We start from the raw sequence: 17,567 nt of genomic DNA on the forward strand, positions 1-17,567 counted from the left end.
TGGTTTGATCGCGCCAGCCAGACGACGCACCGTCGCGGCAGCCGAGCTGTCGTCGGGCTCGACATCTACAGCCGCGATGATTGACGCTCCGGTGGTCGCGCGATTGCGTGCCTGAACGGCGTCCTCTGTCGTCAGGTCGGCGGGGACGCTTGTGACACGCGCGTCGGCTCGAGAACCTTAAGTTGATCGACCGCTGGTTGTGGAGTGCCTGCCATTTCTGATCGACGCACGCGGCCTGGCACGGCGGCGTCTGGGCAGCCGCGCCCCCGGCAGCTGCAGGCAGGACGAGGCGCAACGACGGAGGTCGTCAGGCGGGGCACCATCAACCTCCGCCGTCCCTGACGCGTTCAGCAGTCCTTCTTGCTGTCCGGCTCCAACAGGGTTCTCGAACCGCCGCCGTCATTGACGGTTGCCGTCGCTTTCAAGTCGGTGCGCGTGCCCTGGAACCGGATCACTGCAGCACGTGCGGGGCTGCGTCAGGCGAGCGCCAGCGCAGCACGAATCCGCCTCTCCGGCGCCCTTCAGTGGCCCGAAGTCCCGCTGGCGTCACCGTTATCGGTAAGGCTCGCCAAGGCCGCATGGCCACCTTCCCAGGCGAGCGTCGGCTCAATGTGTCAGTGGGTCCCTCTACGGTGAGCAGCGGTGCGAGCGGCCCAGCGGTTTCAACTTCTTTTGCTTCTTGTTCTTGTTCTTCTTCTTGGGCGCCATCGTTCTCCTCCAGGCCCCGCTTGCAGAAACTGAAGCGTCAATATAGACGGACGCGGCGATTCGTTTTCCAACATCGCTTTCTCCAGACGGCGCATCAGCCATGGAACCAGCTGGCGTCGGGAGTCGAGGCCAAAAGGGCCCGCCGTGAATCGCAGGAACCCGGTGGTTCGGGATGGGCGCGCCTGGCTCGGCGCCAGCCACGCCAGAACAACCAGAGGTTCACGGGCGGGCCACCGGTCGCGTCTTCACGTGACGTTCCAGTCAGGTCTCCCCACGAGGTGGGCGAACGGTCCAACTCCGTCAGCACTTTCGCAGGCACGACCGTGCCGGGGATGTCGGCCACAAGGCGGAGTGCCGACCGCAGCTGGCAGGACAACTGCCGCTGTCGCGCTTGGCCACGACCGCATCCCAGTCCAGCGTGTCGCCGGCCCGATGGAGCATCTTCGACCGCGTCGGCCACCCAAATACCGGCGTATCGCGGCTCCATCTCAGGCCGTGGATGCAGACGTGCAGCAGTTGATCGGCAGGCTCTGCACAAGCCAACGTGTCTGGTCGTCCTCGATGGACACCGTGCGTCGCCAGAGCCCCGCGTCCACTCCGGGCCATGTACCTTCGAGCACATGATGAATGTCAGGGCGCCGCCGTCTGGCGACGAGTAGCTGAAACTGTGCTGGCCTGGTCCGAGCCAATGCACCCGGTGTGTGGGGACACGTCCACCCCAGTTCGGCGAGGATCGGCCGCGCCGCATCGATCGACGTCGGTTCGATCAACGCGTCCACCGTCGCCAAACGGCCGCGCCCCGCGATCGGGGTACTGGCCAGGGTGAGAGCGCGGCGCCCTTTGAGCACGGTGCGGATGCGGCGCGATGGAGGGGTCAGCGCAGGCCCCGGCCGGTCAGAAGATGAGTTGGTTGCTGGCCCACGCCTCACGGCGCGCCCGTCGCAAGAGCTCGTCATTCGCCTCAGGTGCACCAAGTCTCGCGAGACGCGCGACCAGTGGCAGCCAACGCGCCTCGATTCCAGTGCGCGCGGCGGCAGCCCGGCGGCGTCGGACCATTGTCTCCACGCGCGAACGGCCTCATCGCCCTGCGCGAGCGAAGCCGTCATGAGCCAGTCGCGGACGACATCTGGACCACCCAGCACCTCCCGGACGTTCTTCATCGGACTATCGGCCGTCGAGCTCTTGCAGCAGCAGGGGCGCGACGACGTTCGCCTCACCGCGTTCGCTTTCGATTGCATGGGCGCCAAGCACAGCCGGCGCAGGATCGGCATGGTGGACTCAGGCTCGCGTTGCGCCGCAACGGCGTTGTCCATGCAGGCAAGCAGCGCGACCGCCGGCGAAAGCGGGAGCGGGCACCACGTGGCCGTGGGTGCATACCGCGTGACGACGATCAGCCCGAGCGGAAGTGGTCCGGTGCCGGCCTGCCCGCCCAGCGACTCGACCGGAGTCCGCACGCCGGGCTCGCCAGCAGTGCCCCGCACCGACAGCGGAACCGGATACGGGTGGACCTGCCCGGCCTTGTCCAGAACGGCGAATTCGTCGGAGTAGATACCGGCGCCCGCGCGCACCAGCGCGCTCACGAGGGTCGTCTTGCCGGTCATCGATCGACCGGGGATGATCAGTGCGCGCCCTCGCCAACCGACGACGCCGGCATGAAGAAACACGCAGTTCTGTGCGCGAAGAGCCGTCAGCAGTTCGGCGTGGCGGTGGAACGCGGTGAAAAGCGGGGCCAGATCGAACGAGCGCGCAATGAGTCCAGAGCCGCAATAGAGCAGGTTGAAATTGCGCTGTCCTCGTCGCGGACTCGGTGCGGCCACGCGAAGCGAGTACAGGATGTCCACCACCTCCATTGGACTGGACTGCCAGCCCAGTGGTGCGTGTCGTGTGGCCTCGGTCAGCGCCGATGGGTCGTTGCTGCGGAGACCAAAGCGCAAACCGAACGCCGAATAGGTGGTTCCTTCGGTCCAGCCGAGCCGGTCGACCTTCTCCTGGCAGACCGTGATCTGTGGCAGGGGTGGGCAAGGGCATCGACTCAGTCGCGTGCCTGCCGCTGACATCAGTAGGCAATACAGAGGACGCGTCGGTTGTTCACGCTGCAAGGCACGGTGAAATCGTTCATCCAGCCGGAAGTGGTCAACGTGCTGTTTCCACCGTCAGCACCAACGTCGACCGAGTTCGTCGTCCAACCGATGCAGTGGTTTGAGCTCAGCTGTCCGTTGGAGCTGCTCCCACTCCACCACCGCTGGTCGCCTGGAGAGACGCCTGCGGCGCTCAAGGTGGCGTCGATGCCGCCGTCGAGCAGGTTCGCCCAGTCGGAGGCGACCTGCGTGAAGCCCGGACCAGGTCCTGTGATCGGCAGGGTGGTCGGCACGCTGTAGTTCGCGGGCATGTCGCGGATTTCATCGGTCGCGCTCGTCGAGATGAACGCGCGGTAGTTGGGGTAGCCGGAAGGCTTGTTCGTGCTGTTGGCGCACAACGCGTCGGCACCCGCGCGGCCACCCAGGTTGCCGTCAAAACTTGCGCCGTCATTCGCCTGGTAGAGGATGATGCGCGTGCCGGCCGACTGCGCTGCCGCGGGAGTTGGCGCAACAATCGAGATGAGGACCGGCACCAACCCGGCGATCAACCCTGTCTTCATCACTTCCCGCCGTGACCACACCGCCTGGGCTGACGCCGGGGGCAACTCGCCTTGCAGCAGCTGCGCCGCGCCGAGTTGCGACAGGCCGCTCCACACCAGGGCGTCGGCCTCGTCAGCGCTGACCTCCGGTGCAAGGTCAACGCGCAGGCGGTCGGCCATGTCCGCCGGACTCGTCTGTCCATCGCACATGTCCCACACCCGCGCCAGAGAGGGATTGAGCGCGTGGGCGGTCCGGCGTGTCCGGTCGTGCAGACACAACTCGTCGTTCAACACTTCGGCGTAGACGTTGAGGATCGTTGCGGATGCTGCATAGGTGGAGCCTCGCTTTTCGCGGGCTAGGGCACCACAGTGGCCGGAGGTGGCGCGCTACGCGAGTGGCATCGCCGCTTCTGCGGCTGTCGCCTTCTGGAATCTCGGAAGCGGGGGCGGCCTGACACGGCCGGGTAATCCACCCCGCCACCACCGCTGGCCAGGGCCTGTCGGGCGCGCGGCTCCCCGCCTTCCTACTTCTTCGGCGTGCAGGGCAGCACGTTCTCCGTCGTGAAGTACACGTCGCTCAGCACGAAGATCGGGTCAAGAACGGGCGCCAGACCGGTCAGCACGAGGTGATAGCAGCCGTTCTTGTAGCGCAACGACACCCACTTGTTCTTGTCCCACACGGCGGCCTCGTATTCCGTGATGTCACAAGTGCAGCGGCAGCCGACGGGCCGAAGAGGGTGACATACGCCGCGCGCTGCTGCGCAGAGCATTTCGCCGGGGGCGCCGGCAGATTGGTGAGATTCGGTTCGAGCACCATCGGAAACGCGAGGCCCATCGCTGCCGATGGCGGCGGCAGCTTCGTGGGCAACTGCACGGACCGGCCGTGGTAGATCGGATCGCTGTCGCGGATGAGCGTCGGGCGCGAGGGCAGCGTGTCGAAGAGCTCAGTCGTACGCTGGATTCTGAGCGTCAGCACGGCTGGGTTGAAACGAATGTCGGGCACCAGCCACGGCGGGAGCTTCGGAATGCTGTGCGGCCGGCCCTGCATATCCTGCACGGCCTGCTTGATGAACTTCGGGCTTCGTCCGAAGCAACATCAGCAATGACACTCGGCACGCCGACCTGTGACGCCAGTTGCGCGGCGGCGTAATCGAACCCCTGGTCCATCAGTTGATCGAAGTTCGGAATCGACGGCGGTACGCCCATGGTGGCGAGCGCGACTTCAAGACCCATCTCGAGGGCGGCCTGGCACGGTGTCGGCGGACAGTTGACGCCCGGAATCACGTTCAGCCCGGCAGCCACCGCCTGCACGGCATAGTCCTGGATCTGCTCCACAGTTCGCTCGCGGAATTCACGAGCTTCGCGATCCGTCTACCAGGCCGGTCAACACGGCGCCGACCGTATTGGTGAACGATTCGAGCCAGCCATCATCATCGCTTGCGGCAGGCACGCAGAACATGTTGTTTGGAAACGTGGATGAGGCGGTCTGGCCGTAGCTCACACCAGACATGTGTGCATCGACCATCATGTCCCAGACCGTTCCGAATGATCCCGGGGTGGGTGGGACGACGTAATGGTCCTCAGTGACGCGATAGCAAGTCTCGCCCGCCTTCGGTCTGGCGCCAATGAACGGCTGTGCGTAGATGATCTCAGTGATCGCGAAGACAGGTCCCTCCGGTGGCGGAGCCTGGTTCTTCTTCTTCGGCGGTTTGGCGACCAGCACTTCCGCCGCACCCACGTTCGGGATCGCAGGGCATCGGCAGCACCCGGACGCAGGGACGGCCAAGCTCGAGGCGGGTCCGCATGTTGTCGTCGATCACCGGGCCAGGGCCGGTGTCACCATCATCCGGGTCGAGGCCTGCACCCGGCAGGTCCGTGCGGCCTCCACCTCCGACGATGGCTTCGAAGTCCACGGGGACGATGGCCCAGGCGCCGGGCTCGGAAGTGAAGTCCTGTTGATAGACGACCGCGGTTGGATCTGCCGAACATGGATTGAATGCCCGGCTGCCCACTCTCGGGAATGGCGCGGTCGACACCTGCAATCGCCCTTCGGCGACGTCGGATCGACCGAGCGCCACCGGAACCGGCGCATGGCGGTGGTCGGGTCGTCAAAGTCTACGAAATCAGCGGCCACCCAGGCGGCGCGGGATCGGCCCTCCTGCGCCGCGCCCCAGATCGCCAGTCTCGAGTTCACGACGTAGGCATCGAATGCCAGCGGCTCGGAGTCAGCTAGGACGAGCGGATCGCGGGACGCGTCCCACACCACCTGGTCGCAGCGCCTTGCGCTCCGGCCCATCAGCTTCACGCCCACGCGGTACGGCGTGAACGGGATCAGGCCCTGGAACGAGAACTCGAACTGGCCAGGCGCCGTGGCGCGCACTCTGACGACCTGCGAACCAACTCTCGCATCGTCGGGCTGGCGCAGACCGCCCGGCGCCACGGGATTGCGCGGAGAGACCCGCCGCGCCCGCACCATGAGGTCTTCGGGCGTCACGGTGCATCCGTGGACGGCAATGGTCCCCGAGAAACTCCCCGCCCCCCGGAGTTGCGGCATCGCGGTGCGCGCGGGTGCCGGCGCAGGCGCCGGCGCGGTGGCCAGCGTCGCTGATCCGAGACACGTGACCACAGCAACGCCGGCAAGTAGCACTTTTCGGATTCCCATTCCAGGCTTCATAGGTTCCTCCACCCCGAACACGTGACGGGTTGTTCAGTACGGAGAACGCAAACCGGCCGCGGGCGGGGCCATTGGAGCTTCGAGCCTGAGCGCCAGCCGGATGGACTGTGTCAGGTAATGGCGGGGGCCGAGGGCGGCTTCAACCTCCCCCAGGCTCTGTGTGAGCAGGCGGCGGCCCGCGGCCTCGCGGCCCACTTGAATGAGGCAAGCGCCTTCGGCCGCGCGTGCTTCCGCCGTCCGCCAGGCCGGCAGCGACGGCTGGCGGCTGAGAGAGCTCTCAGCCGCGCGAATGAGCGCCAGCGCTTCCTCGGCCGTCGCCGGTGTGCATGTCGCCGCGCCCAGGAACATGCGCGCCTCCGCGGTCTGCCACGCGTCGGGTCCGATCTTCGATTCCCTGATGTCCAGGGGCCTCGCGAAACGCCGGCACCGCCGCGGCCGGGGCGTTCTGCGCCTGGCGCAATCGCCCCCACGCGACGAGGGCTTCGGCCAGACGTGGATGCGCCGGCGGATAGACGCGCCGCGATCGCGCCACCACGTCCGTGAGTACGCGATCGGCTTCCACGAACGCCCGGCGATCGGTCAGGATCAGGCCAAGCGTGCGGAGTGACTGGGCGACTTCCGGGCTGTCTTCGCCACGCGTCGTGCGACGCAGGGCGAGCGCCCGGCGCGTCATGACCTCGGCATCGGCGGTCGCACTTCGCTCCCGCAGGACGACGCCGACGTTCGCCATCGCGGTGGTCGTGTCTGTGGCCGGAGCCGAGGGTGCGTTCGAAGAGCGCAAACGCTTCGCGAAACCCTCGCTCGGCGTCCTCGAAGAACCCCAGCCGATAGGAAAGGACCGCGAAGTTGTTGACCGACAGTCCCAGATCGGGATGATCGACCGGCAGCACCCGGCGCCGAATGGCGAGGGCTTCGCGTGCCGTCGCGACCGCGTCGGCCAGGGCCCCACGATGTTCGAGCGCGACCCCGAGGTTGTCCATGATGTGCGCCACCTTGCGATGGTCGGGCCCCAACACGCGCTGGCTGATCGCCAGCGCCTCGCGCAGATCGCGCTCGGCCTCCCTCGTAGCGGCCGCCCCTCGAGCGCAGCACGCCAAGCGCCAACAAGCTGTCGGCGACGTCGGGGTGATTCGGACCTCCAAGTCGCCGGCGGACATCGAGTGCGCGGTGATGCAGTTGTTCGGCTTCCTCCATCGCGCCGCGTTCCTCGAGCTTCGTGGCGAGATTGGCCGCGCTCGTGGCGGCATCGAGCGACTCGTCGCCGTACCGCGAACGGTCAATGTCATACGCCTCGCGGTGCAGTCCTTCCGCTTCGTCATTCCGGTCCAGATCGGAGTACACCGACGCCAGCGAGCCCAGCGTCGAGGAGACTTCGGCGCTGCGCGGTCCGTAGACCCTTCTCCGGATGGCCAGCGCTCGCTCGAGCACCCCGGCCGCCTGCGGATATTCGCCGCGATCCCACAGCAGCACGCCCCATCGATCGAGCGCGGCGCCCGCTTCAGCGCTCTCGGGGCCCTGCAGCGCGCCGGCGAGGGTGACGGCCCGTTCCAGCAACGGCGCTGCTTGCTCGAGCAGGCCCAGTTGTCGATACAACTCGCCGGTCACCCGGTACATCTCGGCCTGTACTTCAGGCTGGCTGGCCAATTCGTGTTCGACGCGCGCCGCGCCACGGTCGAGCACCTCGCGGGCCGTGACCGTGGCGCCGCGGGCTGCCGACGGGTCTGACTCCTGGAAAATGCTGGTCAGAAACGCCGTCACCGCCTCCGCGCGGCTCGCGGCTCGGGCGGCCTGATTCGCCTGCCAGAGCGTCGCGACGATGCCGGCCGCGATGGCGAGGCAGACGAGGCCCGTGGCAGAGACGCCGATCCAGTGACGCGACACGAACTTGCGCATGCGCAACGACACATGCGCGCGACGCACCTGCACCGGCAGACCGTCGAGGTGCCGATTGATGTCGGCGCAGAGCGCGGCCACTGACCCGTACGCGCCTCCGGCTCGCGTCGAAGCGCCGTCAGGACCACCGCATCGAGCTCACCGCGGAGCCGCCGGCGCCCAGCGCCCGTGAGTCGCGACGACGGCGCAGCCGGATCCCGTTCGAGGATGGTGCGCGCCAGCGTGAGCGGACTCTCGTCGGGCGCGTCGAGGGCGCGGCAACCTGCGAGCAACTCGTACAACACGCCGCCGAGGCCGTACACGTCTGTCGCGGTCGTCGCCGGCTCGCCGCGAATCTGTTCGGGCGCGGCGTAGGCCGGGGTCAGCGCGGCCATCCCCGTGCCGGTTGCGTCCGCCCCCTCGGTCCCATCGCCGGTCAGCAACTTGGCGATGCCGAAGTCGAGCAACTTCACCGCACCGTCGGCCGTGACCATGATGTTCGACGGTTTCAGGTCGCGATGCACGACGAGATTGCGGTGGGCGAACTCCACACCGACACACGCGGCGAGAAACAGCCGGAGGCGTTGCTCCACCGAGAGACCGCGGCGGTCGCAGTACGTGGTGATGGGCTCGCCCTCCACATACTCCATGACGAAATAGGGCCGGCCTAGATGGTCGGCACCGCCGTCGATAAGGCGCGCGATACCGGGGTGCTGCAGTCGCGCCAGGATCTGGCGCTCGCGCAGAAACCTCGCCAGCACCTCGTCGGTATCCAGGCCACGCCGGATGCACTTGACGGCGGCACATTGGTCGAACCCGCCATCAGCGCGCTCCGCGAGATAGACGACACCCATGCCGCCGCGGCCGATTTCCCTGATCACGCGCCACGGGCCAAGACGGATGTCGCCCGCGCCGGACGCGTCGCCCTCAGCCATCGCTTCAAGCTCATGACGCACGCTCGCCGCCGCGTGATGGACCAGCCGATCGTCTCCCAGATCCGTCGGGTTCTCGATCATCCTGCGAACGGCCGCGAGGATCGCCGGATCGTCGCCGCGACATTCGCGTTCGAGCCACGCGTCGCGCTCTTCGACGGGACGGTCGGCGGCACGATCGAAGAGATCGAAGATCCGGCGCCAGTCATCCGATGAATGCGGCACGTTACCCTCCGGACGGATCGCCCAGTTCCCCGGCCAGGAACGTCCGGGCCTTCTGCCACTCGCGTTTGACCGTGCGGGCGGACACATCGAGCAGGGCGGCGGCCTCTTCGACCGACAGACCGGCGAACACCCGTAAATCGACAAGACGCGCCAGTCGCGGGTCAATGGACTCGAGACGGCCGATCGCGACGTGCATCGCGATGACGTCGATCGGGTGGTCGTCCACTGCGAGATCGGCGTCCTCGAGCGGCCAGAGGCGGCCGCCGCCGCGTTTGCCGGCGTTCCGGCGCCTGGCGTAGTCCACGAGAATGTGGCGCATGGCTGTGGCCGCCACCGACAGGAAATGCTGCCGATCGCGCATCGTCGCCGGCGTGTGGCCGACGAGTTTCAAGTACGCCTCGTGGACGAGGGCGGTCGTGCCGAGCGTGTCGTGCGTGGTGCGCCGCTGGCGAAGTTGCCGGCGGGCCAGGGATTTTAGTTCATCGTAGACGATGGGCAGGAGACGGTCGAAGGCGCCATCGGCTCCTGCCTGCCACTCTGCGAGAATTCGCGTGACATCTGAAGGACGTCGCCTCGTGTCTTCTGGCACCTGCCCGCCTCCGAGTGCGCATCATACTATCGGGTGACCCTTGGCGGCAGCGTCCACAGCCGGGTGATTTGTGACAACATCAGCGCCGGTGCCGGACGAACGACGCGCGCGGTTGCTGGCGCTCTACCTGCCGCAATTCCATCCGATTCCCGAGAACGACACCTGGTGGGAACCAGGGTTCACGGAGTGGACCAACGTGTCGCGGGCGCGCCCGCTCTATGCGGGTCACCTGCAGCCGCGACTGCCCGGGGAACTCGGCTTCTACGACCTGCGCGTACCCGAGGTCCGCGCGGCGCAGGCTGCGCTGGCGCAGACCCACGGCATCGAGGCGTTCTGTTACTGGCACTACTGGTTTGCGGGCCGGCGGTTACTCGAACGGCCGTTCGACGAAGTCCTTCACACCCAGACGCCAGACTTCCCTTTCTGCCTGGCGTGGGCCAACCAGACGTGGTCGGGCATCTGGCACGGGGCCCCAGGACGCGTCCTCATCGAACAGACCTACCCTGGCGACAACGATCATCGCGCGCACTTCGCAGCGCTGCTCCCTGCATTCGCGGATCGCCGCACGTCCGAGTAGATGGCCGTCCTGTGTTCTTCGTCTACCGGCCGGCGCAGTTGCCAGAGCCGCACCGGTTCGCCGCCCTCTGGCGCGACCTGGCCAGGCAGCACGGACTCGGCGGCCTGTTCCTCGTGGGCCAGCATGAAGCCGACTGGGATCCGATCGCGAACGGCTTCGACGCCCGTGTGCCGCTCGAGATGCCGAAATGGCGGCCGCCTGATACCTCAACACCACTGGGCCGAGTCGCGCGTCGCCTTCGCCGCGGCGTGCGGCCGCGCCCGCTGGACGAAGGTCCGGCGGTGCTCGACTACGCCACCGTATTCCGGAATGTCTATGAGGGCCGGCTGGCGTCGCACGAGTTCCCTCTCGTCATGTCCAACTGGGATAACACCCCGCGATGCGGACGCCGCGGGTCCGTGCTGGCCAATTCCACACCCGAAGCGTTCGCCGCCTATCTACGGCGCGCGATCGCGCAGGTCAGGGGACCGTCCGCTGGACCAGCGGCTTGTGATGATCAGGTCGTGGAACGAGTGGGCCGAAGGAAACTACCTGGAGCCGGATCAGAAGTTCGGCCGCGGCTATCTGGAGGCCATCCAGCGGGTGCTTAAAGAGTGACCCTCGCCTGCGTGGTCATCAGTGTTGGTAGCCCGCCCCGCCTCGCCGACGCGGTGCAATCACTCCTGAATCAGGACTGCCCCGTCGAAATCCTCGTCGTCAACTCCGGGCGGAGGCTGGCCAACCGAGACGCTCGGCGAGGCCGCCGCCCGCGTGCGCATCGTCAACGTCGAGGATCAGTTATCCGCGGGCGCTGCGCGCAACATCGGCGTGGCGCAAACGCGCGCACCTTTTGTGGCGTTCCTCGCCGCCGACTGTGTCGCTGAACCAGGATGGGTGAGCGCCAGGCTGAAGCGGCACGCAGGTGGGGCGCTCGCCGTGTCGAGCGCGATTACGAACCCGACGCCCGACAACTTCTCCGCGTGCGCGTCGCAGGCGCTGGTGTTTGCGCGACACTACGGGGTCTCGTATGCCCGAACGTTGTTCGATCGCTTCGGGCGGTTCCGCGAGGATCTGCGCTCCGGTGAAGACACGGATTTCAACGGCCGGCTTTCCGGTACCGTGCCAATCGAGTGGGCCCCCGAAGTCCGAACGGCCCACCAGCATCCGACGACAGTGGTATCACTCGCACGCGATCAATACCGGCGCGGCAACGGGCGAGCAATCGCGAATCTCCAGACGACAGGGCGGACGCGACGATGGCGGGAGCTTCGGAAGGTCGGGGCCGGCGCGCTGCAGTCGATGAAGCTGGCTTGGACCGCCTCGCCCTGGATCGTCCTGGCGGCCTGCGCCGACGCGCTCGGCGTGCTGAGCGCGAGTTCGCGGGGCGTGTCGAATCCTTATGCCGTTGCGCCGACGTCGCAGCCGCCGCGGATCATCGCGCTCCTCGCCTTCCGCGACGAGATGGCCTACCTGCCCGGGTACTTTGCGAACGTGTCGCGACACGTGGATGGCATCGTGGCCCTCGATGACGGGTCTGTAGACGGCTCAGGGGATTTTGTGGCGGCGCAGCCCGGCGTGCTCGAACTGATCAGGCTGCCGCCGCGCAGTGACCATGAGTGGGACGAGCCGCGAAACCAGCGGTTGCTCATCGAGGCGGCGCTGCGCCACCAGCCCGACTGGCTACTTGCGCACGATGCCGATCAGCGGCTTGAGCGTGATTTCCGCCGGCGTGCGCTTCGCGAGATCGCGCGTGCCGATCGCGAGGGCCACCGTGCCTACGCGTACAGGTTTCTTGAGCTGTGGGATCGTCCCGATACCTATCGTGATGACGGGGTATGGGGACGGAAGCGAATGGCGTCGCTCTTCCGCGCACGCACCGACCACCTCTTCAACGATCGGGCGCTGCACGGAACCTGGGCGCCGGCCGACGCCCGCGAGAACGGCGCGTTCCCACACGCCGACCTCATCGTCTATCACCTGAGGATGATCGACCCGGAGGACCGCCGGAAACGGCACGAGCGTTACGTGACCATCGACCCCGCCCACCAGTGGCAAGCGATGGGCTACGACTACCTGATCGACGAGCGCGGCTGTCAGCTGAAGCCGCTGCTACGCGGCCGCGGCTACGAGCCGCTGCACCGGCGCAGGCCTCGGCCTTGAGAACCAGGCCGAGCTACGTACGGGAAGACATCGAGCCGGCACGTAGCTCGGGCTGTTCCTCAAGCCCGAGTCCTACTCACTCACTCCGAGCGCAGCGCGTCCATGACGTTCACCGTCCGACCGTCAGCGTAACGGACGCCTGCCGGCCGTCGCGCACATCGATCGGCGACGCAGCGGCCGCCAGCGACTCGAACCACGCGGCGGTCTGCGCCAACGCGGCTGGAATTTCCGAGAGCGCCGTCACGAGGTACGCGCCGTCAGGGAGTCCGCGCAACGACGCGAGTCCATCAGCGCCAGCGCGGGTGAACTGGTAGGGCCCCTGCAGGTCACGGACAGGCGTGTGTTTGACACACGACATGTGCACACATATTATGTGTAAATGAAGAACATCACCCTGGCGCTCGATGAAGAGACGCTCGCGGCGGGCCGGGCGTACGCCGAGCGGCACCACACGACGCTGAATGCGCTGGTGCGCGATCTGCTGGCCAAGACGGTCAACACCAATCGACAGGCGACCGCGGCCGAGATGTTCCGCCTGATGGACGATGCGCCTGGCCGTTCGCGCGGCAAACGCTGGACCCGCGACGAACTCCATGCCCGCAGGTAAGGTCTTTCTCGACGCCAACATCCTGGTCTACGCGCAGGACAAGGACTCGCCCGCGAAACGGCGTCGCAGCCGCGAGGTCATCGCCGCCTTGGCGGTGTCCGGCACCGGTGTGATCTCCACGCAAGTAATCCAGGAGTTTTACGTCGCCGCGACGCGCAAACTCGGCGTCGCGCCTCTGGCCGCAAAGAGCGTGCTGCACACGTTCAAGGTGTTCGAGATCGTCCAGACGTCACCTGACCTCATTGAAGACGCCATCGACTGCTCGGTCCTCAACCGAATCTCCTTCTGGGACGCGCTCATCGTCGCCGCTGCGGCGTCCAGCGGGTGCGAGGTGGTGTACAGCGAAGACCTGAATCCGGGGCAGACGATTCAGGGCGTTCGAATCGAAAACCCGCTGGAGTAGGCCCGAAACCACCTACTCCGAGCGCAGCGCCTCCATCACGTCCACGCGTGCGGCCCGCGCAGCCGGCACTACTGATGCCAGAACGGCCGCACCCGCCAGCAGAATCGCCGCGCCCGCGATGGGCAGCGCGCCTGGAATGTGCACCTCAGGAACGACGGCGCCCACCACCTGCACAAGGATCAAACCGCCCACCACGCCCGCCACGATGCCAATGCCGGCGATCACGGCGCCCTGCCGCAGCACACCCATCAGCAAGTGACGCGGCGACGAACCGATCGCCAGACGCACACCGAACTCACGCGTCCGCGCGCTCACCGAAAACGCGAGCACACCGGCCACGCCCACCACGGCGATCATCAGTGCCACGCCGGCAAAGCCGCCGAACATCAGCGCGTTCAGGCGATCGGGTGCCAGCACCTCCGCACGCACGTCTTCAAGCGTGGCGGCGCGCTCCACCGGCTGCTCCGGCTTCAGGCCCTGGATGATGCTTGTGATCGGAGCCACCAGCGCATAGGGATCTCCCTTGGCGTGCACGAACAACCGCCCGCCGCCAATCTCCTGCTCGAACGGGTGATACACCGTCATCGCTGGTCCCGGCACCACATTCTCATCGTCCACATCCGCTGCGATGCCGACGATGCGGCGTCCGGCCGTGGAGATGCCGACAAACTCCACCACGGGATCGGTCCACATGAGGTTGCGATCAAGTACGTCGCGTGACCCGAACATCCGTTTCGCGATGCTCTCGCTGATGATCACGACCGGCGCCGTGTCGGCGCGATCGGCGGCCGTGAAATCGCGGCCGGCGACAAGCGGGACGCCGAGGGCGGCAAAAAATCCTGGGGACACCGTGCGGAAGCGCGCACGCGAGTCCTCTTCGCCGTTGGCCCTCGTGTACCCCTCCACCTTGAACTGGAAGCCGGGGCCGAAGACGCCGGCATCACGCCACGGCACCGCGGTGCCGACGGCCACCCGCTCCACGCCAGACAATTCCCCAACACGCCGCATCACCTCGCGATAAAACGCGCGGGCCTCCTCGGGCGGGCGATCGAATGACACGGGCACGTGCAGCGCCAGGACGCTGCTCAAGTTGTAACCGGTTGGCGCATTCTGCAACGCGATGAGCGCGGTCACGAGCGCACCGGCGCCGGCAAGCAGCACGAAGGACGCGGCAATCTGCGTCACAGCGAACACGCGCAAGCGCCGGTTGGTGCCGGTGGTGAGGCGGAGGCTGCTGCTGGAAAGTCCGAGGCCGTTGGTGGCGTCGGCCGAAGGCAGGCGCGGCACAAACGCGAGGAGCACGGCGGCGGCCATGGCCAGACCCACGCCCACCCACAACATGCTGGTGTTCACGGTCAGGTCGAGTGCGCGCACTGAGAAGCGCGACGCGTAGCGCGCCAGCACGTCCACCATCGGCCGCGCGAGCGCAATGCCCAGCACCGCGCCTCCTCCGCACAGCAGCAGGCTCTCGGCGAGCAGTGTCCGTCGCAGCGCGGCTCGGCTGGCGCCCAACGCGGCGCGGATGGCGAGTTCGCCTTCACGGCGAACCGAGCGCGCCAGGATCAGGTTCGCCACGTTCGAACACGCGATGATGAAGATGAGCGCGGACGCGGCCAGCAACACCAGCAGGACGGTGCGCGCGGGCGCCGTGATCTGATCGCGGAGCCGGACGCCGCTGATCTCGAACCGATCCTGCTCCGGATATGCCTCTTTGTGACTTGCCATCATGGCCGAGTGCGCCGTCCGCAACTCCGCGATCGCGGTCTCGGGCTCAACGCCTGGCACGAGACGGCCAAACAACTCGGTCATCCGGTGCACTCGTCCGTCCACCATGGTGGCGTCCAGGTGATGCGGACTCGTCACCACGTTGGCCATGATCTCCGTCTCGGACGGATACGGCACAGACGGTTCCAGGACGCCGACGATGGTGGCCGCGCGGTCGCCGAGGCGGACGGTCTTGCCGATCACCGCCTCGTCGGCCTTCAGGACGCTGGTCCAGAACCGGTGCGTCAGCACCACCACTCCTGCGGCGTTCGGGCCGTCGTCGGACGGACCAATCAGACGGCCGACCACCGGGCGCAGGCCCATCACGCCGAAATACGATCCGCCCACGACGCCGGCGCGTACCACGCGCGGATCACCAAGGCCCAGCAGCGTGAACTCCAGCGTCGAAAAGTCGCCGAAGGCCGCCACACTCTTCACGCTGGCCTGAAGGTCCCGCAGCTCCGGCACAGAGAAGTTCGCGTTCTCCACCTTGATACCGGGAGCGCTCTGCCGGATGTAGATCAGCCGATCTTCATCCCGGTTCGCCAGGGGGCGCAGCAGAACGCCTTCCACCACCGTGAAGATGGCCGCATTGGCGCCGATGCCCAGCGCCAGCGTGAGCATGACGGTGAGGGCGAGGCCCCTGACGCGGACGAGCGACCGCGCGGCGTGACGAAGTTCTTTGAGCATGAGGCGCCGATTTTACCGCAGCGGAATCGGTCATGCAGGCTCAGCCGATGGTGTCCTTTGACTCGACATGGCCCGGCGCGCATACTTGAAAACAGCCGTCCGCTCCACGCGTTTAGAGGAGGCCCCATGACCGGCTGTTTCCCCGCCCGCCAGATTTTCCCGTTTGCCCTCGCGCTTGCGGGAGGGGCGCTCGTGGCCGGAGCGATTCTTGGGGGTGTGATTGGCGCCGCCGTCGGTACCTCCCAAACGCAGGTGTATCAGGCGCCGGGCGCGGCGAGGATCACCCTGGCTCCCCACGTCTCCCGCGGCCGCAGCGGCATCACTGTCGTGATTGCGTTCTGACGGGTGCGGCACGTCGGGAGTTCAGGCCACGCCAAGTAGTTCCACATCGAAGACCAGGGTTGCGTTCGGCGGGATGACGCCGCCTGCTCCCGCCGCGCCATAGGCGAACTCTGGAGGCAGCACCAGCCGACGCACACCGCCGACTTTCATCCCCTGCACGCCCTGGTCCCATCCACGGATCACGCGGCCCGCGCCGATCTTGAACGAAAACGGCCCCCGCCCGACGGAGGAATCAAACTTCGCACCTTTGTGCTCGGGCGCATCCTCGGAATACAGCCAGCCCGTGTAATTCACCGTCGCCGTCTGGCCCGAGTTGGCCATGGGGCCCGTACCGTCCTGCAGATCAATTTGTGAGTACATGATTGCGCACCTGCACTCAGGTTACGACAAAACGCACCGAAGCCGGAACAGCGGGCCGGACACTTCACTCGGAGCCCCGCAGTGCTGTCAGGTTCCCTTGATCGCGTGAGGGTCCTTCTCGGCGAACGGCTCCGGCTTGGGCTTCACCCCGCGCCAGTCGGCGTAGACCCGCGTGAACTCCGCACCGAACAGCAGGATCTGGCACGAGTAGTAGACCCACAACAGCAGCACCATCATTGACCCGGCCGCTCCGTAGGCCGACGCCATCACGCTCTGCCCGAGGTATAAACCGATCAACTGCTGCCCCACCGCAAACAGCACCGCCGTCACGAACGCGCCCGTGCTGACGTCCCGCCAATGCAGCCGGACGTCGGGCAGGAACCGGAACAACAGGGCAAACAAGCCGGTCGTGACCACGAGCGACACCAGCAGGCCGATGGCGGTCCAGACGATGGGGAGTTCGGGTGACAGGCGGGAGATCCACTCGTTGAGCGCCGCCAGCGCCGCAGTCACCGCCAGCGACACCAGCAGCAGGAAGCCGACGGCGACCACGAGCCCAAACGATCGAAGCCGGTCGAGCAGGAACGCCTTGACGCTGACGCCGGCTCTCACCTTCACGCGCCAGATGGTGTTGAGCGCCATCTGCAACTCGAGGAACGCCCCCGTCGCGGCAACCAGGAAGGTGATGCTGCCAATGACACTGGCAATGGCACCGGCGCGCCGTTGGCTGGCGCCCTCGAGCAGGCCCTGCACGGCCAGTGCGCCCTCGCGCCCGACCAGCGAGTCGAGTTGGCCGACAATTTCGCCGCGCACCGCCTCCTGACCGAACACGGCGCCGGCAATCGCCGTCGCCACCAGCAGGATCGGCGCGATCGCAAACAGCGTGAAATACGCGAGCGACGCGCCCAGCCGGGGCGCGTCATCGTCCCACCAGGCGCGGGCGGCGACGCCAAACAGGCGCAGGATGACCATCACACTGTCCAGCATCCTCATGACCGTGTCGCGTCGCTATCCAATTGTGCACGCCGGGGCCGCGCGGCCACACGCTACAGTCGAAATGGACAAGCA

19 protein-coding genes and 2 pseudogenes are annotated in these 17,567 nt (G+C 66.9%); 5 read left to right on the forward strand and 16 right to left on the reverse strand.

Features of this window, described 5'->3' with window-relative positions; translation table 11 throughout:
* Positions 1 to 802: 802 nt before the first annotated feature.
* The 12 genes and pseudogenes from IPL75_16100 to IPL75_16155 form a co-directional block, all read right to left on the reverse strand.
* A complete protein-coding gene (locus IPL75_16100) occupies positions 803 to 1,195 on the reverse strand; it encodes a hypothetical protein (GenBank protein MBK9241728.1) in 393 nt (130 codons plus the stop codon).
* Position 1,196: 1 nt separating this feature from the next.
* Complete coding sequence (locus tag IPL75_16105; protein MBK9241729.1) at positions 1,197 to 2,642, reverse strand: hypothetical protein; 1,446 nt, start codon at positions 2,640 to 2,642, stop codon at positions 1,197 to 1,199.
* A 122-nt stretch (positions 2,643 to 2,764) separates the two neighbouring features.
* Positions 2,765 to 3,616, reverse strand: a complete 852-nt coding sequence (locus IPL75_16110; protein ID MBK9241730.1) for a hypothetical protein — start codon at positions 3,614 to 3,616, stop codon at positions 2,765 to 2,767.
* 233 nt (positions 3,617 to 3,849) lie between these two features.
* Positions 3,850 to 4,005: a hypothetical protein gene (locus IPL75_16115; protein ID MBK9241731.1), complete on the reverse strand. Its 156-nt coding sequence runs from the start codon at positions 4,003 to 4,005 to the stop codon at positions 3,850 to 3,852.
* A gap of 289 nt (positions 4,006 to 4,294) precedes the next feature.
* On the reverse strand, positions 4,295 to 4,660 hold the full coding sequence (locus IPL75_16120) for a hypothetical protein (GenBank protein ID MBK9241732.1): 366 nt from the start codon (positions 4,658 to 4,660) through the stop codon (positions 4,295 to 4,297).
* Positions 4,661 to 4,676: 16 nt separating this feature from the next.
* Positions 4,677 to 5,063 (reverse strand): hypothetical protein, encoded by a 387-nt coding sequence (locus tag IPL75_16125; protein ID MBK9241733.1) that lies wholly within the window; start codon positions 5,061 to 5,063, stop codon positions 4,677 to 4,679.
* A 78-nt stretch (positions 5,064 to 5,141) separates the two neighbouring features.
* Positions 5,142 to 5,987, reverse strand: a complete 846-nt coding sequence (locus tag IPL75_16130; GenBank protein ID MBK9241734.1) for a hypothetical protein — start codon at positions 5,985 to 5,987, stop codon at positions 5,142 to 5,144.
* A gap of 45 nt (positions 5,988 to 6,032) precedes the next feature.
* Entirely contained in the window at positions 6,033 to 6,347 is a 315-nt protein-coding gene (locus tag IPL75_16135) for a hypothetical protein (GenBank protein MBK9241735.1), read from the reverse strand.
* A complete protein-coding gene (locus IPL75_16140; protein ID MBK9241736.1) occupies positions 6,277 to 6,729 on the reverse strand; it encodes a tetratricopeptide repeat protein in 453 nt (150 codons plus the stop codon). The genes IPL75_16135 and IPL75_16140 overlap by 71 nt, the downstream gene beginning before the upstream one ends.
* 136 nt (positions 6,730 to 6,865) lie before the next feature.
* Positions 6,866 to 7,156: pseudogene (locus tag IPL75_16145) on the reverse strand (tetratricopeptide repeat protein).
* Between the two features lie 597 nt (positions 7,157 to 7,753).
* Positions 7,754 to 9,028 carry a serine/threonine protein kinase gene (locus IPL75_16150; GenBank protein ID MBK9241737.1) on the reverse strand — a complete coding sequence of 425 codons (1,275 nt, stop codon included), beginning with the start codon at positions 9,026 to 9,028 and terminating at the stop codon, positions 7,754 to 7,756.
* 1 nt (position 9,029) lies between these two features.
* Complete coding sequence (locus tag IPL75_16155) at positions 9,030 to 9,617, reverse strand: sigma-70 family RNA polymerase sigma factor (GenBank protein ID MBK9241738.1); 588 nt, start codon at positions 9,615 to 9,617, stop codon at positions 9,030 to 9,032.
* Between the two features lie 112 nt (positions 9,618 to 9,729).
* On the opposite strand from IPL75_16155, the pseudogene IPL75_16160 reads away from it, so the two are divergent.
* Positions 9,730 to 10,791, forward strand: a pseudogene (locus IPL75_16160) (glycoside hydrolase family 99-like domain-containing protein).
* A gap of 153 nt (positions 10,792 to 10,944) precedes the next feature.
* On the forward strand, positions 10,945 to 12,333 hold the full coding sequence (locus IPL75_16165; GenBank protein MBK9241739.1) for a hypothetical protein: 1,389 nt from the start codon (positions 10,945 to 10,947) through the stop codon (positions 12,331 to 12,333).
* A 109-nt stretch (positions 12,334 to 12,442) separates the two neighbouring features.
* On the opposite strand, the gene IPL75_16170 is transcribed toward IPL75_16165, so the two are convergent.
* On the reverse strand, positions 12,443 to 12,691 hold the full coding sequence (locus IPL75_16170; GenBank protein ID MBK9241740.1) for a hypothetical protein: 249 nt from the start codon (positions 12,689 to 12,691) through the stop codon (positions 12,443 to 12,445).
* A 21-nt stretch (positions 12,692 to 12,712) separates the two neighbouring features.
* Here IPL75_16170 and IPL75_16175 point away from each other — a divergent pair, with 21 nt between their 5' ends.
* Together IPL75_16175 and IPL75_16180 are read left to right on the forward strand one after the other, a co-directional pair.
* Entirely contained in the window at positions 12,713 to 12,940 is a 228-nt protein-coding gene (locus IPL75_16175) for a hypothetical protein (GenBank protein MBK9241741.1), read from the forward strand.
* A complete protein-coding gene (locus IPL75_16180) occupies positions 12,927 to 13,343 on the forward strand; it encodes a PIN domain-containing protein (protein MBK9241742.1) in 417 nt (138 codons plus the stop codon). Before IPL75_16175 ends, IPL75_16180 begins: the two co-directional genes overlap by 14 nt.
* A 12-nt stretch (positions 13,344 to 13,355) precedes the next feature.
* Here IPL75_16180 and IPL75_16185 read toward each other — a convergent pair whose 3' ends face one another.
* Positions 13,356 to 15,797 carry an ABC transporter permease gene (locus IPL75_16185; GenBank protein ID MBK9241743.1) on the reverse strand — a complete coding sequence of 814 codons (2,442 nt, stop codon included), beginning with the start codon at positions 15,795 to 15,797 and terminating at the stop codon, positions 13,356 to 13,358.
* A gap of 126 nt (positions 15,798 to 15,923) precedes the next feature.
* On the opposite strand from IPL75_16185, the gene IPL75_16190 reads away from it, so the two are divergent.
* Positions 15,924 to 16,139 carry a hypothetical protein gene (locus tag IPL75_16190; GenBank protein MBK9241744.1) on the forward strand — a complete coding sequence of 72 codons (216 nt, stop codon included), beginning with the start codon at positions 15,924 to 15,926 and terminating at the stop codon, positions 16,137 to 16,139.
* A 21-nt stretch (positions 16,140 to 16,160) separates the two neighbouring features.
* On the opposite strand, the gene IPL75_16195 is transcribed toward IPL75_16190, so the two are convergent.
* Positions 16,161 to 16,499 (reverse strand): FKBP-type peptidyl-prolyl cis-trans isomerase, encoded by a 339-nt coding sequence (locus tag IPL75_16195; protein MBK9241745.1) that lies wholly within the window; start codon positions 16,497 to 16,499, stop codon positions 16,161 to 16,163.
* 87 nt (positions 16,500 to 16,586) lie between these two features.
* On the reverse strand, positions 16,587 to 17,486 hold the full coding sequence (locus IPL75_16200) for a YihY/virulence factor BrkB family protein (protein MBK9241746.1): 900 nt from the start codon (positions 17,484 to 17,486) through the stop codon (positions 16,587 to 16,589).
* Positions 17,487 to 17,567: the final 81 nt, after the last annotated feature.

The organism is Acidobacteriota bacterium, assembly GCA_016716905.1.
Lineage (GTDB): Bacteria > Acidobacteriota > Vicinamibacteria > Vicinamibacterales > SCN-69-37 > SYFT01.

Excerpts from the sequence above, each read along its gene's own strand:
- IPL75_16100 (MBK9241728.1), bottom strand. The coding sequence starts at position 1,195 with ATGGAGCCGCGATACGCCGGTATTTGGGTGGCCGACGCGGTCGAAGAT.
- IPL75_16130 (MBK9241734.1), bottom strand. The coding sequence starts at position 5,987 with ATGGGAATCCGAAAAGTGCTACTTGCCGGCGTTGCTGTGGTCACGTGT.
- IPL75_16135 (MBK9241735.1), bottom strand. The coding sequence starts at position 6,347 with ATGTTCCTGGGCGCGGCGACATGCACACCGGCGACGGCCGAGGAAGCG.
- IPL75_16140 (MBK9241736.1), bottom strand. The coding sequence starts at position 6,729 with ATGGCGAACGTCGGCGTCGTCCTGCGGGAGCGAAGTGCGACCGCCGAT.
- IPL75_16170 (MBK9241740.1), bottom strand. The coding sequence starts at position 12,691 with ATGTCGTGTGTCAAACACACGCCTGTCCGTGACCTGCAGGGGCCCTAC.
- IPL75_16175 (MBK9241741.1), top strand. The coding sequence starts at position 12,713 with ATGAAGAACATCACCCTGGCGCTCGATGAAGAGACGCTCGCGGCGGGC.
- IPL75_16180 (MBK9241742.1), top strand. The coding sequence starts at position 12,927 with ATGCCCGCAGGTAAGGTCTTTCTCGACGCCAACATCCTGGTCTACGCG.
- IPL75_16185 (MBK9241743.1), bottom strand. The coding sequence starts at position 15,797 with ATGCTCAAAGAACTTCGTCACGCCGCGCGGTCGCTCGTCCGCGTCAGG.
- IPL75_16190 (MBK9241744.1), top strand. The coding sequence starts at position 15,924 with ATGACCGGCTGTTTCCCCGCCCGCCAGATTTTCCCGTTTGCCCTCGCG.
- IPL75_16195 (MBK9241745.1), bottom strand. The coding sequence starts at position 16,499 with ATGTACTCACAAATTGATCTGCAGGACGGTACGGGCCCCATGGCCAAC.
- IPL75_16200 (MBK9241746.1), bottom strand. The coding sequence starts at position 17,486 with ATGCTGGACAGTGTGATGGTCATCCTGCGCCTGTTTGGCGTCGCCGCC.